Origin of the sequence: Allochromatium tepidum (genome assembly GCF_018409545.1) — a bacterium.
GTDB lineage: Bacteria > Pseudomonadota > Gammaproteobacteria > Chromatiales > Chromatiaceae > Thermochromatium > Thermochromatium tepidum_A.
Window position 1 is genome coordinate 1,642,084 of sequence record NZ_AP024563.1, and the last position, 14,193, is coordinate 1,656,276.

The 14,193-nt window shown below is 66.2% G+C and carries 12 protein-coding genes and 1 pseudogene; 7 read left to right on the forward strand and 6 right to left on the reverse strand.

Features of this window, described 5'->3' with window-relative positions; all coding sequences use genetic code 11:
* Position 1 precedes the first annotated feature (1 nt).
* Complete coding sequence (gene cysC, locus Atep_RS07925) at positions 2–682, reverse strand: adenylyl-sulfate kinase (protein ID WP_213377707.1); 681 nt, start codon at positions 680–682, stop codon at positions 2–4.
* 244 nt (positions 683–926) lie between these two features.
* Between cysC and Atep_RS07930 the strand changes: the two genes are divergently transcribed.
* Genes Atep_RS07930 through radA form a run of 4 tightly spaced genes read left to right on the forward strand, consistent with a single transcriptional unit; the run spans position 927 to position 5,882 of the window.
* Positions 927–2,828, forward strand: coding sequence for a DNA repair helicase YoaA (locus Atep_RS07930; RefSeq protein ID WP_213377708.1), 1,902 nt, complete (start codon positions 927–929; stop codon positions 2,826–2,828).
* 33 nt (positions 2,829–2,861) lie between these two features.
* Positions 2,862–3,944: an HDOD domain-containing protein gene (locus Atep_RS07935; protein ID WP_213377709.1), complete on the forward strand. Its 1,083-nt coding sequence runs from the start codon at positions 2,862–2,864 to the stop codon at positions 3,942–3,944.
* A 45-nt stretch (positions 3,945–3,989) separates the two neighbouring features.
* Positions 3,990–4,502, forward strand: a complete 513-nt coding sequence (locus Atep_RS07940; protein ID WP_213377710.1) for a J domain-containing protein — start codon at positions 3,990–3,992, stop codon at positions 4,500–4,502.
* 6 nt (positions 4,503–4,508) lie between these two features.
* Positions 4,509–5,882: a DNA repair protein RadA gene (gene radA / locus Atep_RS07945; protein WP_213377711.1), complete on the forward strand. Its 1,374-nt coding sequence runs from the start codon at positions 4,509–4,511 to the stop codon at positions 5,880–5,882.
* 40 nt (positions 5,883–5,922) lie between these two features.
* Here radA and Atep_RS07950 read toward each other — a convergent pair whose 3' ends face one another.
* The 4 genes from Atep_RS07950 to Atep_RS07965 are packed head-to-tail and all read right to left on the reverse strand — an operon-like array spanning position 5,923 to position 9,836.
* The gene (locus Atep_RS07950; RefSeq protein WP_213377712.1) at positions 5,923–6,726 is read right to left on the reverse strand and encodes a metal ABC transporter permease; all 804 of its coding nucleotides are present in this window, start codon (positions 6,724–6,726) and stop codon (positions 5,923–5,925) included.
* A complete protein-coding gene (locus tag Atep_RS07955) occupies positions 6,723–7,349 on the reverse strand; it encodes an ATP-binding cassette domain-containing protein (protein ID WP_213377713.1) in 627 nt (208 codons plus the stop codon). Before Atep_RS07955 ends, Atep_RS07950 begins: the two co-directional genes overlap by 4 nt.
* 11 nt (positions 7,350–7,360) lie before the next feature.
* Positions 7,361–8,254 (reverse strand): metal ABC transporter substrate-binding protein, encoded by an 894-nt coding sequence (locus Atep_RS07960; RefSeq protein WP_213377714.1) that lies wholly within the window; start codon positions 8,252–8,254, stop codon positions 7,361–7,363.
* A gap of 25 nt (positions 8,255–8,279) precedes the next feature.
* Entirely contained in the window at positions 8,280–9,836 is a 1,557-nt protein-coding gene (locus tag Atep_RS07965) for a TonB-dependent receptor (protein ID WP_213377715.1), read from the reverse strand.
* Between the two features lie 173 nt (positions 9,837–10,009).
* On the opposite strand from Atep_RS07965, the gene Atep_RS07970 reads away from it, so the two are divergent.
* Positions 10,010–10,609, forward strand: coding sequence for a hypothetical protein (locus Atep_RS07970; protein WP_213377716.1), 600 nt, complete (start codon positions 10,010–10,012; stop codon positions 10,607–10,609).
* A gap of 176 nt (positions 10,610–10,785) precedes the next feature.
* Positions 10,786–12,648, forward strand: a complete 1,863-nt coding sequence (gene recQ / locus Atep_RS07975; protein ID WP_213377717.1) for a DNA helicase RecQ — start codon at positions 10,786–10,788, stop codon at positions 12,646–12,648.
* Between the two features lie 51 nt (positions 12,649–12,699).
* Here the strand turns inward: recQ and Atep_RS07980 are convergent, their stop codons facing one another.
* Positions 12,700–13,590, reverse strand: coding sequence for a phosphoribulokinase (locus tag Atep_RS07980; protein WP_213377718.1), 891 nt, complete (start codon positions 13,588–13,590; stop codon positions 12,700–12,702).
* A gap of 264 nt (positions 13,591–13,854) precedes the next feature.
* Between Atep_RS07980 and Atep_RS17240 the strand changes: the two are divergent.
* Positions 13,855–14,022 (forward strand): annotated as a pseudogene (locus tag Atep_RS17240) (ATP-binding protein); the annotation flags it as partial.
* Positions 14,023–14,193 lie beyond the last annotated feature (171 nt).

Below are 14,193 nucleotides of genomic sequence, written 5' to 3' on the forward strand. Positions count from 1 at the left end.
TTCAGCCTGTCGGGTTCGAGTCCATGGGCGGCAGAATCCGCCGACCGACGAGATAGGCGACGACGTCCTCGGCCAGTGCTTCCGGTGTGCGCTCGCCGCCGGCCTTGACGACGAGTTCCGGCGACTCCGGCACCTCATAGGGATCGTCGATGCCGGTGAAATGCTTGAGTTCCCCGGCGCGGGCCTTTTTGTACAGCCCTTTGGGATCGCGCTGCTCGCATACCTCCAGCGGCGTATCGACGAAGACCTCGATGAAATCGCCCTCGCGCATGCTTTGTCTGACGCGCCGACGGTCGATTCGATAGGGGCTGATGAAGGCCGTCAGGGCGATGATGCCGGCCTCACAGAAGAGCTGCGCCACCGCACCGATGCGCCGGATGTTCTCTTCGCGATCGATGGCGCTGAATCCCAGTCCGAAACGCTGGGCGAATTCCTCGCCGTGCGTCTCGCGCAGCATCCCGGTGCTGGCATTGAGGCTATGACGCACATTGTCGCCATCGAGCACCGCCGTCCGGATGCCGCGTTCGGACAACATATGGTCGAGCACGTTGGCCAGCGTGCTCTTGCCCGAGCCGCTCAGGCCGGTCAGCCAGATCACACAGCCGCGATGGCCGTTGAGTCGTTCGCGATCCTCGCGCGAAACGCGGTGTTCGTGCCAGGTCAGATGGACATCGGTCGTCATGCGGAATCCTTTTTCTAGTGTATGAACCCGACCGCGAAGCGGTGATCGGAGGCGCAAAGAACGCGCCCGGCATTCTCAAATCCACGGCAACCCATTGTCAATCATCGCCTCGACCGGCCATCTTCGCCCGAGGTCGTGATTGACTTCCAGGGACCATGAAATCATGATCTCGGATCGAAGCCGGAGGTAACGCTACAGGGGTGAGCGCGACCTGTGCTCAAAACCCGCGCTGACGCCTGAGATCATGACCGATCTGTCCCATATCCTCGGCCCCGACGGCCGGCTCGCCGACCAGATCCCCGGTTTCACCCATCGCGCCCAGCAGCAGGCGATGGCCGAGCGTGTCGCCGATGTCCTCGAATCCGGCGGCGTCTTCATCTGCGAGGCCGGCACCGGCACCGGCAAGACCTTCGCCTATCTGGTTCCGGCGCTGCTCTCGGAGCGCAAGGTCGTGATCTCGACCGGGACGCGCAATCTCCAGGACCAGCTCTTCCATCGCGACCTGCCGCTGATCCGAAGCGCGCTCGGCGTGCCCGTGACCACGGCACTGCTCAAGGGCCGGGCCAACTATCTCTGCCGCCATCGCCTGAACCTGATACTGGCCGACAGCGCCCGTCTCGACGGCGCGACGCGCGGCCGGCTCAAACAGATCCGTGACTGGTCGAGCGTCACCCAGCGCGGCGACATCGCCGAACTGCCGATCCCCGAGGACGCGGCCATCTGGCCCGAAGTGACCTCGACCACCGACAACTGTCTCGGCCAGGACTGTCCCGAGTTCGGCGACTGCCATCTGGTCGCGGCGCGGCGCGAGGCCCAGGACGCCGATCTGGTGGTGGTCAACCATCATCTCTTCTGTGCCGATCTGGCGCTCAAGGACGAGGGGTTCGGCGAGATCCTGCCCGGCGCCGACTGCTTCATCCTCGACGAGGCCCATCAGCTCCCCGAGACCGCGACCGGCTTCTTCGGCATCAGTCTGAGCAGTCGCCGGATCCTGGATCTGGCGCATGACACCGAGCTGGAAGCCATCCGCGATGCCAAGGACGTGCTCGCCCTGCGCGATCGGGCCGCCCATCTGCGCCGGGCCGCGCAGGATCTGCGTCTGGCGATGGGTGACCGTGAGCGGCGCGGCCCCTGGGATGAGTTGATCGCCGACTCGGCCGTGTCGGACGCGCTCCTGCGACTCGCGGAGCGTCTGGGCGATCTGATCGCGGCACTCGAGACCGTCGCCGGACGCGGCAAGGGGCTGGATGCCTGTCTGGGACGCGCACTGGATCAGATCCAGCGCCTGACACGGATCACCACCGGCGAATCGTCCGATACGGTACGCTGGTTCGAGACGCTCGGACGCGGTTTCCGGCTGCACCAGACCCCGCTGGAGATCGCCGATCTCTTCCGCGAACGCATCGGGCGTGCAGGCACGGCCTGGGTGCTGACCTCGGCGACCCTGGCCGTCGGCGACGGCTTCGAGCACTTCGCCCGCCGGCTCGGCATCGAGCACGCCGAGACGGCCCGCTGGGACAGCCCCTTCGATTATGCCCGGCAGGCGCTCTGGTTCGTGCCGCGCGGTCTGCCGCAACCGGCTGAGCCGGACTACAATCGGCACGTCCTGGAGCTGGCGTGCGACGTGATCGACTCCAGTCGCGGTCGCGCCTTCCTGCTCTTCACCAGTCATCGCGCGCTGCGCGAGATCGCGGACGGTCTGGAGGGGCGTATCCGCTATCCGCTCCTGGTGCAGGGCACGGCGCCGCGCGCCGAGCTGGTCGAGCGCTTCCGCCGGCTCGGCAACGCGGTTCTGCTCGGAACCTCCAGCTTTTGGGAGGGCGTCGACGTGCGCGGCGAAGCGCTGTCCTGCGTGCTCATCGACCGGCTGCCCTTCGCCTCGCCGGGCGATCCGGTGCTGGCGGCACGCATCGAGGCGCTGCGCAAGGCCGGCGGTAATCCGTTCCGCGACTATCAGTTGCCGCGCGCCGTGATCGCGCTCAAGCAGGGCGCGGGACGTCTGATTCGCGGCGCCGAGGATCGCGGCGTGCTGGTGGTCTGTGATCCGCGCTTGCTGTCGAAGTCCTATGGTCAGACCTTTCTCGACAGCCTGCCGCCGATGGCCCGGACACGCGAGATCGAGCAGGTCCGGTGCTTTTTCGCCTGAGATGACCGGTTTCAACCGAGATGGCTCAAATCCATGAGTTTCATAAAGAATCTGTTCGGACGTCTGCTGCATGGCAATCGGGTTCGCGTGCGGGACGAAGCGGCGACCGACGCACTCGATGAGATCGAAGACCTCGATCCATCCGCGTCTGCGTCGGAAGAGTACGTCGATACCGAAGCGGATGAAGACCCCAACGAGGGCGATGATGCGATCGACCTTGAGTCGCCGCCGATCCGCCTCGACCGCTGGTTCTATCCCTGGCTGCTCGATTTCAGCGCCTTCGCCGATCTGTCGCTGAGTCAGTCCGAGGCGCGGGTGCTCGACGCCTTCGAGCAACTGGTCACGGGTCAGAAGTCGAGTTCAACCCTGGTTCCGCGCCTGCCGATGGTGATTCCGCAGCTGATGCGCAGTCTGAAGGACGACACCATGACCGGAGCGCAGCTGGCGCGTCAGATCACCAGGGATCCGGTACTGGTCGGTGAGGTCATCCGCGTGGCCAACAGTCCTTACTATCGGCGCGCGCGCAAGATCTCGAACATCGAGCAGGCGGTCGTGCTGCTGGGGCGCGATGGGTTACACCAGCTCGTCGCGCGCGTGGCCTTCTATCCCATCTTCAATCTCAAGTCGGGGCATGTGACCAATCTGGCCGCCTCGCGCGTCTGGATGCAGTCCGAGCGGTGCGCGCTGGTCTGTCACTGTCTGGCCGAACAGCGCGGGCAGGATGTGTTCTCGGCCTATCTGGCCGGGCTGGTCGCCAACGTGGGGCTGATGGTCGGATTCCGGCTCATGGATCAGGTGCTCGACAAACAGCTCGACCCGATCCCGAATTCGGGGGCGTTCTACAGGGTCTTCATCGAGCGCTCCAGACAGCTGTCGCACCGCATCATCGACGAATGGAACTTCCCCGAGAGCGTCATCCAGGCCATCGACGAGCAGGCCAATCCGGAGCCGAGCGCGGCGCGTTCCTGGCTGGGCGCGATCCTGGACGTTGCCGATCAATATGCAAAGCTGAACCTTCTGGTCGAAAAACAGCGTCTTCCCGAAGACGAGGTGGATGCCGCTATGTTCATGTCCGAACCCTGCTATCGCCGACTCTTGATCGATGTACAGAACTGATCGCGCCAAGGCCATCCCTGGAACCTCAGATGTGAGGGGTGAGGCATGATCCTGCGGCTCATACTCGTTCTCCTGCTGCTGGCGGCGGCCCTGTGGGCGCTCCATCGCCTGCGTTCGCTGCCGCGCGCGCTGCTCGCGCGCCGCCTGCGTCAGGCGGCGATCTGGGGCCTGATCGGCGTGCTGGTGCTCGCTGTGCTCACCGGGCGACTGAGTCCGCTGCTCGCGCTCATCGGCGCGGCCATTCCGGTGCTGTTGCGGCTGCTCGCGCTACTGCGTCTGGTGCCCGAGCTGCAACAGATCCTGCGTTCGCTCGGACTTGGGGTGGGGGCCGGTGCAGGTTCAGCCAATGGCGGGGCGGGGCAGGGAGCATCGCCCAACTCAGGCTCCTTGAGCGAGGACGAGGCGCGCGCCATCCTCGGTGTCGACGCCAAGGCCGACGCCGAGGCGATCCGTGCCGCGCATCGGCGGTTGATGCAGCGGCTGCACCCGGATCGGGGCGGCTCGGATTATCTGGCCGCGCGCATCAACGCGGCCAAGCGGCGCCTGCTGGGGGATTGACGACGCATGGCCACGGCCCCCAAACCCAAGAGCGCCTATGTCTGCAACGCCTGCGGTGCGCGCTATCCGAAATGGGCCGGACAGTGTCAGGAGTGCGGGGCCTGGAACAGTCTCCAGGAGGTCGCCGAACCGCGCCGCCGTCCGGTCGAGCGCAGTGTCGGCTATGCCGGAGTCGTCGATTCCAACAAGATCGAAACCCTGGCCGAGGTCAGTCCGGAGGAGCGCCGGCGTGTCGAGAGCGGCATCGGCGAGCTGGATCGGGTGCTCGGCGGCGGTCTGGTCGCCGGTTCCGTGGTGCTGATCGGCGGCGATCCGGGCATCGGCAAGTCGACCCTGCTGCTCCAGGCGTGCGCCGCGCTGGCCGCCGATCAGCCGGTGCTCTATGTCAGCGGCGAGGAGTCGCCCCAGCAGATCGGTCTGCGCGCGCGCCGGCTGGGCCTGTCCGGCGGCGGCATCCGTCTGCTGGCCGAGACCTGTGTCGAACAGATCCTGGCCCACGCCGAGCAGGAGCGGCCACGGGTGATGGTGGTCGACTCGATCCAGACGCTCTATACCGAGACGCTGCAATCGGCGCCCGGCTCAGTGTCTCAGGTGCGCGAGTCGGCGGCGCAGCTGGTGCGCTTCGCCAAGCAGCGCGACACCGTGGTGTTCCTGGTCGGGCACGTGACCAAGGACGGCGCGCTCGCCGGACCGCGCGTGCTCGAACACATGGTCGACACCGTGCTCTATTTCGAGGGCGAGCACGGCGGTCCCTTCCGCATCGTGCGTTCGATCAAGAACCGCTTCGGCGCCGTCAATGAGCTGGGCGTGTTCGCGATGGGCGATCAGGGCCTGCGCGAGGTCAAGAATCCCTCGGCGATCTTTCTCTCACGCCACGATCAGCCGGTTTCGGGCAGTCTGGTGATGGTCACGCGCGAAGGGACGCGACCGCTGCTGGTCGAGGTCCAGGCGCTGGTCGACGAGAGTCCGCTGGCCAATCCGCGCCGCGTGGCGCTGGGGCTGGATCAGAACCGGCTGTCGATGCTGCTGGCGGTGCTGCACCGGCATGGCGGCATCGGCATGTTCAACCAGGACGTCTTCGTCAATGTCGTCGGCGGGGTGCGCATCGCCGAGACGGCCGCCGATCTGCCGGTGCTTCTGGCCGTGCTGTCGAGCTATCGCGACCGGCCGCTGCCGCTCGATCTGGCGGCCTTCGGCGAGATCGGACTCTCGGGCGAGGTGCGGCCCGTCCCCAATGGTCCCGACCGGCTGCGCGAGGCGGTCAAGCACGGCATCCGGCGTGCCATCGTGCCCAAGGGCAATGCGCCCAAGGAGGGTGTCGAGGGCCTGGAGATCACGGTGGTCAGAACCCTGGGCGAGGCGCTGGGGGCCGCGTTCTGAGCCGCCGTCTCCACAGGATTCACCCATGCGTCCAGGCAGTTCAATCGAGCCGCGTCCGTCTCGATCGCTCGAACGATCCGACGAGCAGCGCCAGCCCGAGCAGCACGCCGACCAGCATTGGCCCAAACGGCTGATCGAGTTCGAGCGCGGCGACGAAGGCCAGCAGATAACCGACCACCCCAGCCAAACCAGCGCCAATGAGCGTCCAGCGCCAGCTCGGCGCCAGCCGAAAGGCGATCCAGGCCGGCACCAGCACTAGGGCGAAGGCGCCCATCAAACCCAGCGTCAGCGTCCCGACGGCCAGACCGCCCGCCGTCAGCAGATCCAGACCCAGATGCCAGCGCCAGGCCGGAAGCCGGTTGGCCGTCTCATAGCGCGGAAAGAAGCGCGCACGCAGCACGGGCCGCACGAGTCGCGGCAGAGTGCGGATGCAGAGCACAAGCAGCAGCAGGCCGGCAATCAGCTCGGCGATCCCGGCGAAATAGAGCTGACCCTCGACCAGCGCTCGGGCCAGTTGCTCGCCGAGCGCGGTATTGGCACCGATCAGGAGTGTGGCCGACCAGCCGGCCAGGATCATGAAGCCATAGGCGATGTTGCCGCGCGCGGAGAGGAACGTCTTGAGCGCCCCGCCGCCGAGCGCCCCCAGGGTCGCCCCGATCAGTGCCGGCACACCGAGCGCCTGACCGAGCAGCGCGCCGGCCGAGGCCAGATGCGCCAGTCCCAGGGCCGCCAGCCATTCGTCGCGCAGCATCGCCAGTGCGCCCAGCACCGGCAGCAGTCCGGCGAGCAGCAGCCCGGTCAGCAAAGGCAGATGGAAGAGCGGATCGAACAGGAGGTCCGTCATCGGTCCTGTCCCCGAGTCGTCGGCGCCTCGACGAGGCCCGTATCACGCACTTCGAGCAGACGCGAACAGACGCGCTCCAGAAAGTCGTGATCATGGCTGACGATCAGCACGCCGCGCCCGTCGCGTTCCAGCGCCAGGATCTCGATCAGTGCGGCGCGATTGGCCGGGTCGAGGTTGTTGGTCGGTTCGTCGAGCAAGACCAGATCCGCACCTGCCGCGAGTGCCGACCAGATCCAGAGCAGTTGGTATTGACCGCCGCTCAGCCGGTCGATGCGCCGTTTCAGCAGTGGAGCGAGCGTATCCGGCTGAGTCGTCTCCAGTACCTCGGGCCGGGCGCCCGCCGCCCGCAGCAGCTCGCGTCCGGTCACGGGCATGGCGGGGAGCCGCACCGGCTGCTGATCCAGATGGGCCAGCACGGCGCCTGGCTGACGCTCGATGGACCCCGAAAAGACCCGCGCCGACCGGCCGACGGCCTTGAGCAGCGTCGACTTGCCGGTGCCGTTCGGTCCCCAGAGTCCGAGCACCTCGCCGCGCGTGAGCTGTAGCGAGACCGGTCCGATCACAGGTCGCGTATAGCCTGCGACCAGGGCATCGAGCCGTAACAGGGGTTGGGGATCGGACATGTGCACCGGACTCAGGGACGTGCCGCTGCGATGGCGTCGACCCAGCGCTCGATATGATCCAGATAGCCCGCGCCATCGGCCTCCAGCGGCGGCGCCGGCGGCAGACACTCCACACGCCAGCCGAGATCACGCGCCAGCTTCGTCGGTGCCTGGGGCGACTGATAGGGCGCATGGATCACCACACCCGCGCGTCCCTTGAGTTTGGTCGTCAGTTCGAGCAGATCCTGTCCGCTCGGCGGCACGCCCGGAATCGGCTCGATGGTGCCGAGCAGCGGCACCCCGAAGCGATCGAGCAGATAGACGGCATCGCGATGATAGAGCAGCACCCCAGGCGCCCCCGCCAACCGCGCGCGCCAGTCGGCGACACGCTGCTCGACCGCCTGGGCGAAAACCACGGCGCCCTGGCGATAGGTCGCCGCGCCGTCCGGATCGAGCCGCGCCAGACGCTCGGCCAGGGCGACGGCGATCTGTGCCATGCGCACCGGATCCAGATCGACATGCGGATTGCCGACCGGATGCACGTCGCCGAGCGCCCGGTCGGCCGGTCCGCCGACGTCGAGCAACTCGACCTGGGCGGCGGCCTCGAAATAGCCGTCCCGGCCCGGCTGGATCGCCGGATTGGCCGCGCCGGCGATCGCCGCCGGCAGCCAACCGACCTCCAGCTCCGCGCCGATGGCCACCACCAGATCGGCGTCCCGCAGCGCGCGCATCATGCTCGGCTTGGCCTGGATCTGGTGCAGGTCGCGCTCGGGACCGGCGAGGATGGTCGGCTCCAGACGCTTGCCGGCCAAGGCACGTACCAGGGCACCCATGCTCGAATTGGTCGCGACCACGTCGAGCGGTGCGGCCAGTGCGCTAGCTGCCAGGAACAGGCCCGCAAGGACGATCAGGATTCGGAATGGCATGTTCGGATTCTCCCGTAGTCGCCGCCTAGAACGTGTGGGCGCCGTGGCTGCCCAGGCTCATCAGGAATTGCAGATAGAAGGCGTCGAAGCGCTCGCGCTCGTTCGCGGCCACCAGGATGTCGTTGCGCGCATACTGGGCGCGCAGTTGCGAGAACTCCGACAGGTTCCAGGTCAGGTTCAGACTCCAACGATCCGAGGAACCATAGTCGGCACGCATGCCGCCGCTGACCTCGTTGGTCAGACCCAGCACGTCGTAGCGCACGCCGGCCGTCCAGCGCGGCGCGATGCCATAGAGCGCCTGGGCATAGAAGCCGTCGGTGGTGAAGGTACGCGGCGAACCGATGATCTCGGGATGCGGGCTGGACTGGATGTCGAGATCTTTGATCGAGCGTAGATACTCGGTCTGGAACTTGAAGTCGCCCTGACCCTGAGGGCCTGAGCCGTCGTACTTGTAGACCAGATCCAGTCCCCAGAGATCGGCCTCGCCCGCCAGGGCGTTCTCGTGGATCTCGTCCTCGTCGGCATGGGTGTGCGTGTGGACCTCCTGATGCTGGGTGTTGCGCGCATAGGAGACACCGAATTGCAGCGCATGGTCCAGCCCCAGATCCGGCGCGACCTTGGCGAAGAGGGTCCAGAGTCGCGGGCCGTTCTTGGTCTCGTCCAGTCCCAGTCGGTGTTGATCGGACTCGCCGAGTGTGGCCCCGAACACCTCCTGATCGCCCTGGAGCGCCTCGACCCCGAGCAGGGTATAGACCGGCAGCTTCGGCATCCAGGTGAGCTGCACGCCCGTGTCCTGGAGTCCGTGATCCCCGAGCAGATTCAGATAGGCCAGATTCTGGTCGACGAAGTCCCAGGCGTGCGGATGCTGATTGTTGGCATACCCGAAGTCGCTCAGGAACTTGCCGGCCTTGACGCGCAGGCCGTGAGGCAGGCCGCGGGTCTGCAACCAGGCTTCCTCCAGATGCACATCGCCATCGCCGAGGATGGCGAGATAGGTCGCCGCATCGAAATAGGGATCGACCGTGGCGCTGAAAGACAGCTCGGCCTCGCTGAAGTTGAAGCCGTTGTTCAGTTCGCCATGACTGTGGCCGTGATCCGCGTCCTGATCGTGGTCATGATCATGCGCCAGACCGCCCGAGGGTTGTAGCGTCTGACCGACCAGCGCCGCACCCGAGCCGTCGACGCCATCGTTGTAATAGTTGCCGTTGAGGATCACCGAGATCTGCGGATTGAAGGCCGTGCCTGAACTGAGCGCGCCCCGGAAGTCGGGGAGGCGCGGTGCGGTGGATGTCGTTGCGGCATTAGCGGCCGGTGCGGAGGCGCCCACGCTCGGAGCGCGCATCGGCTGGGAGATTGACGGAGCGGTCGCGGCTGGAGTAGCCGATGCAGGCGCACGCGCCGACTGGCGCTCGGCCTGGGCAAGCCGATCCTCCAGATCCTGGATACGGCGCTCGTACTGGCTGCGCATCTGTTCGAGCATGGATCTGAGTTCGGCGATTTCGGCCTCGCCGGCGGCCTGAACGGCGGCGGCCGGCGCGGTCAGGGCCGTGGCCAGACCGGCGGCTAGGATCGATGGGCGCATGAGTGGAACTCCTGCCGAGATGTGTGTCGATGAATGGGCGTCACGAATGTTATGAAATAACATTTTCAGGAACAACCCCATTCAAGGCCGCCCATCCGGTCAGGTTGCCAGTGGCCTCGACCATGCGTAGCATCCGCGCCTGCAAATGCCGTTTTTACAACCAGAGGTTTCCAGTGGCCAGTCAGGCAGTCCGCGAGTCCATCCAGGGCCAACCCTTCAACGACGTTCTCAACGAATTACACGCCCACACCTTCTCAGGCGCACCTGGAGAGTCCGACCCCTTCACCCTCAGCGAGCTCGACCGCGAGTTCATCGCCTATGCACTGGCGATCTACTATCAGTGCGACCACTGCCAGCACTACCACGGGCGCGTGATCGAGCGCCTGCGCAAAGAGGCCGACGCCAAACCCTGGAACTGGCAGGCTGAGTTCGTCAAGATCGTGCTCTTCCTGCGCACCAGCCGTTCGAGCGTCTCGGAGATCGAGTGGCAGGGCTGGGTCGAGGCCTGGCGCCGCTTCGCCACCCGGCTGCACTATCGTCATCCGGGGTTAGCATGCAGCATCGCCTATGCGATCGGGATCGCGCGCGCCGACGAGACACTGATGGATCTGGCCTTCGAGTCGCTGACCAAGCAGTATCCGGATGGCCGGACGCTGGTGGGCGTGATCCGCGACATCGACCGAGTGGTGGTCTTCATGAAGGCCGCGACCTCGAAGAACCGCACCGACCCCATCGTCCGGCGCCAGCTCAAGACCTGCGGCGTTCAGATCTAAACCGGTCTCGCCAAACCGCGTCGCGCCGGCGGCTGACTGCCGGTACCGGCGCGTTTCGAGCTCTATTCTCTCGTGTTCGACCCTGGCGATTCCGAGCCTGAAGCTCGTTTGTTTTTCGGCTTTTTTCTGCTATAAGCAACACGAAGAGTTTCTTTCAGCCGGATTTTCAAATGGCGATGGGTGAATCAGCACAAGAGATCCTGAGCCGCGTCTTCGGCTACGACCGCTTTCGCGGCGCCCAGGCCGAGATCATCGAGCATGTGATTTCCGGCGGGGATGCCCTGGTGCTGATGCCCACCGGCGGCGGCAAGTCGCTCTGCTATCAGATCCCGGCCCTGATCCGGCCCGGAACCGCGATCGTGGTCTCGCCCCTGATCGCGCTCATGCAGGATCAGGTCGAGGCGCTGCGTCAGCTCGGTGTGCACGCGGCCTTCCTGAACTCCTCACTCGATCTCGACGAGGCGCGGGCCGTCGAGCGCGCGTTGCGCAACGGGTCGCTGGATCTGCTCTATGTCGCCCCCGAGCGCCTGCTGACCGAGCGCTGTCTGTCCCTGCTGGACTCGATCGAGATCGCGCTCTTCGCCATCGACGAGGCGCACTGCGTCTCGCAATGGGGCCACGACTTCCGGCCCGAATACATCCAGCTCGAGTGCTTGCAGAAACGCTGGCCCCAGGTGCCGCGCATCGCGCTCACCGCCACCGCCGACGCTCCGACCCGCAACGAGATCGTCGCCCGGCTGCGGCTGGAGTCGGCGCGCCGATTCGTCTCCAGCTTCGACCGGCCCAACATCCGCTATCGCATCGTCGAGAAGACCAATCCGCGCCGGCAACTGCTCGACTTCCTGCGTCGCGAGCATCCGGAGAGCGCCGGTATCGTTTACTGTCTCTCGCGCCGCCGGGTCGAGGAGACGGCGCTCCATCTCCAGGAACGGGGTTTCCGGGCGCTGCCCTATCACGCCGGTCTGCCCGCCGAGATGCGCCGCGAGCATCAGGCCCGCTTCCTGCGCGAGGACGGGCTGATCATGGTCGCCACCATCGCCTTCGGCATGGGCATCGACAAGCCGGACGTGCGCTTCGTCGCCCATCTGGATCTGCCCAAGAGTCCGGAGTCCTATTATCAGGAGACCGGACGCGCCGGACGCGACGGTCTGCCGGCCGATGCCTGGATGGCCTATGGCCTGAGCGACCTGGTGACCTTGCGCCGTCTGATCGAGGAGTCCGAGGCCGAGGAGCGCTTCAAGCGCATCGAGATGCACAAGCTCGACGCCATGCTCGGGCTGTGCGAGACGACCAACTGCCGCCGTCAGGTGCTGCTGAACTATTTCGGCGAGCCTCTGGAACGCCCCTGCGGCAACTGCGACACCTGTCTGGAGCCGGTCGAGACCTGGGATGGTACGGAAGCCGCACGCAAGGCACTGTCCTGCATCTATCGCACCGGACAGCGCTTCGGCAGCGCCTATCTGGCCGATGTGCTGCTCGGCAAGTCCAACGACCGTATCCGTCGCTTCGGTCATGATCGGGTCAGCACCTTCGGTATCGGTCAGAGCGTCGACGGACGTCCGATGACGGCCGATCAGTGGCGTTCGGTCTATCGCCAACTGGTGGCCGCCGGGCTGGTCTCGGTGGACGTCGAGGGGCATGGCTCGCTGCGGCTGACCGAGGCCGGTCGCCCGCTGCTGCGCGGTGAGTGCGGCATCCAACTGAGGCGCGATCCGGAACGCAAGCGTGGAGGTGACCGGACGCGCGCGCCCCGCGTCGCCGCGCCGAGCGATCCCGAGGCCGCCGATCTCTGGCAGGCGCTGCGCGCGCATCGCTTCGCGCTGGCCCAGGAGCAGGACGTGCCGGCCTACATCATCTTTAATGACGCGACCCTGCGCGCGATGCTGGAGCGGCGACCGCGCACGCTCATCGAGATGGGGCGGCTCACGGGCGTCGGCGAGACCAAGCTGGCGCGGTTCGGGGAGGGGTTTCTGCGTGTGATCGCCGAGCATGAGGCCCGTCAGGGCGGCCGGCCGGTGTCGCGAGCTGTGGGTGAGTGAGGTTGGTGCAGGGACCGCGAGGGCCGGTTTGCCCTCGCCGTCGCGGGATGCCTAGACCCGACGCGCGTCCATCATGCGCTCGATGATGGGCTGCAGGATGATCTCCATCGCAAAGCCCATCTTGCCGCCCGGCACCACCATGGAGTTGCGCCGCGACATGAAGGAGTCGTGGATCATCGACAGCAGATAGGGGAAGTCGATCTGGAGCTTGCGCGGATCCCTGAAGCGGATGATGACGAAGCTCTCGTCCGGCGTCGGGATGTCGCGGGCGATGAAGGGATTGGAGGTGTCGACCGTGGGCACGCGCTGGAAGTTGATGTCGGTCAGCGAGAACTGCGGCGTGATGTAGCGGATGTAGTCCGGCATCCGGCGCATGATGGTGTCGACGATGGCCTCGGCCGAATAGCCGCGCTCGAGGTTGTCGCGGTGGATCTTCTGGATCCATTCCAGGTTGACGATCGGCACCACGCCGACGCCCAGATCCACGTGCTGGGCGACGTTGCTGTCCTCGGTGACGACCAGACCGTGCAGACCCTCGTAGAAGAGCAGATCGGTACCGGCCGGCAGATCCTCCCAGGGCGTGAACTCGCCGGGATTGAGCGAGGTTCCGAGCCGGGCGTTGAGCTGGCGGGCTTCCTCGTCGCTGTGGATGTAGTAACGCTTCTTGCCGCAGCCGGTCTCGCCGTATTCGCGGAAGAGCTCTTCGAGCAGGTCGAAGCGGTTGGCTAAAGGTCCGAAGTGGCTGAGACTCTCGCCGCGCTGGGCGGCGGCGGTCATCTCGGCCTTCATGGTGGCGCGGTCGTAGCGATGGAAGCTGTCGCCCTCGATCACCGCCGCGCTGATATTGTCGCGATGGAAGATGTGCTCGAAGGCGCGCTTGACGGTCGTGGTGCCGGCGCCGGACGAGCCGGTGACGGCGACGATCGGATGCTTCTTGGACATGAGGTTCTCTCCCCGTTCTCTTTCGTTATTCGGATGTTCGAGGCGGTATATCCGCCCTGGGCTTCAGCGGTCAAGTCGTTTGACATGATTCGCTAATATACCATGAACCCCGGCGAGCGATCGCCGGATGCGATGGCCCCGGAGGGGCCGGGAGGCCGAGAAATGGCGGTACTCGAATCGACGCTGGAACGGCGTACCGGCGCCTCGGGTCGGGCGGCGGGTCTCAGGGTAAATCCGGAACTCCAGTCGGGCACGGTGCGCCTCCAGGCCGATGAGTCGACCACGCGCCGCTTCGGCGGCACCGGATTGGGGATCACCATTGCGCGCGAACTGGCCGTGCTCATGGGCGGCGCCATCGAGGTCGAGAGCGAGGAGGGACGGGGCAGTCTGTTCCGGGTACGTCTGCCGCTGCTCGACGAACTCCCGTCCGCCGTGGCCGAGGAACCCGCTGCCTACAGGGTCGAAACGATACCGAACGACTGGCGCACACCCTATGCTGGACCGAAGATTCGGGTTCTGGTGGCCGATCCTGGCCCTGACCGCCAATGCCTCGGAAGACGTGCGACACGCCTGTCTGGCCGCCGGCATGAACGGCTTCCTCGC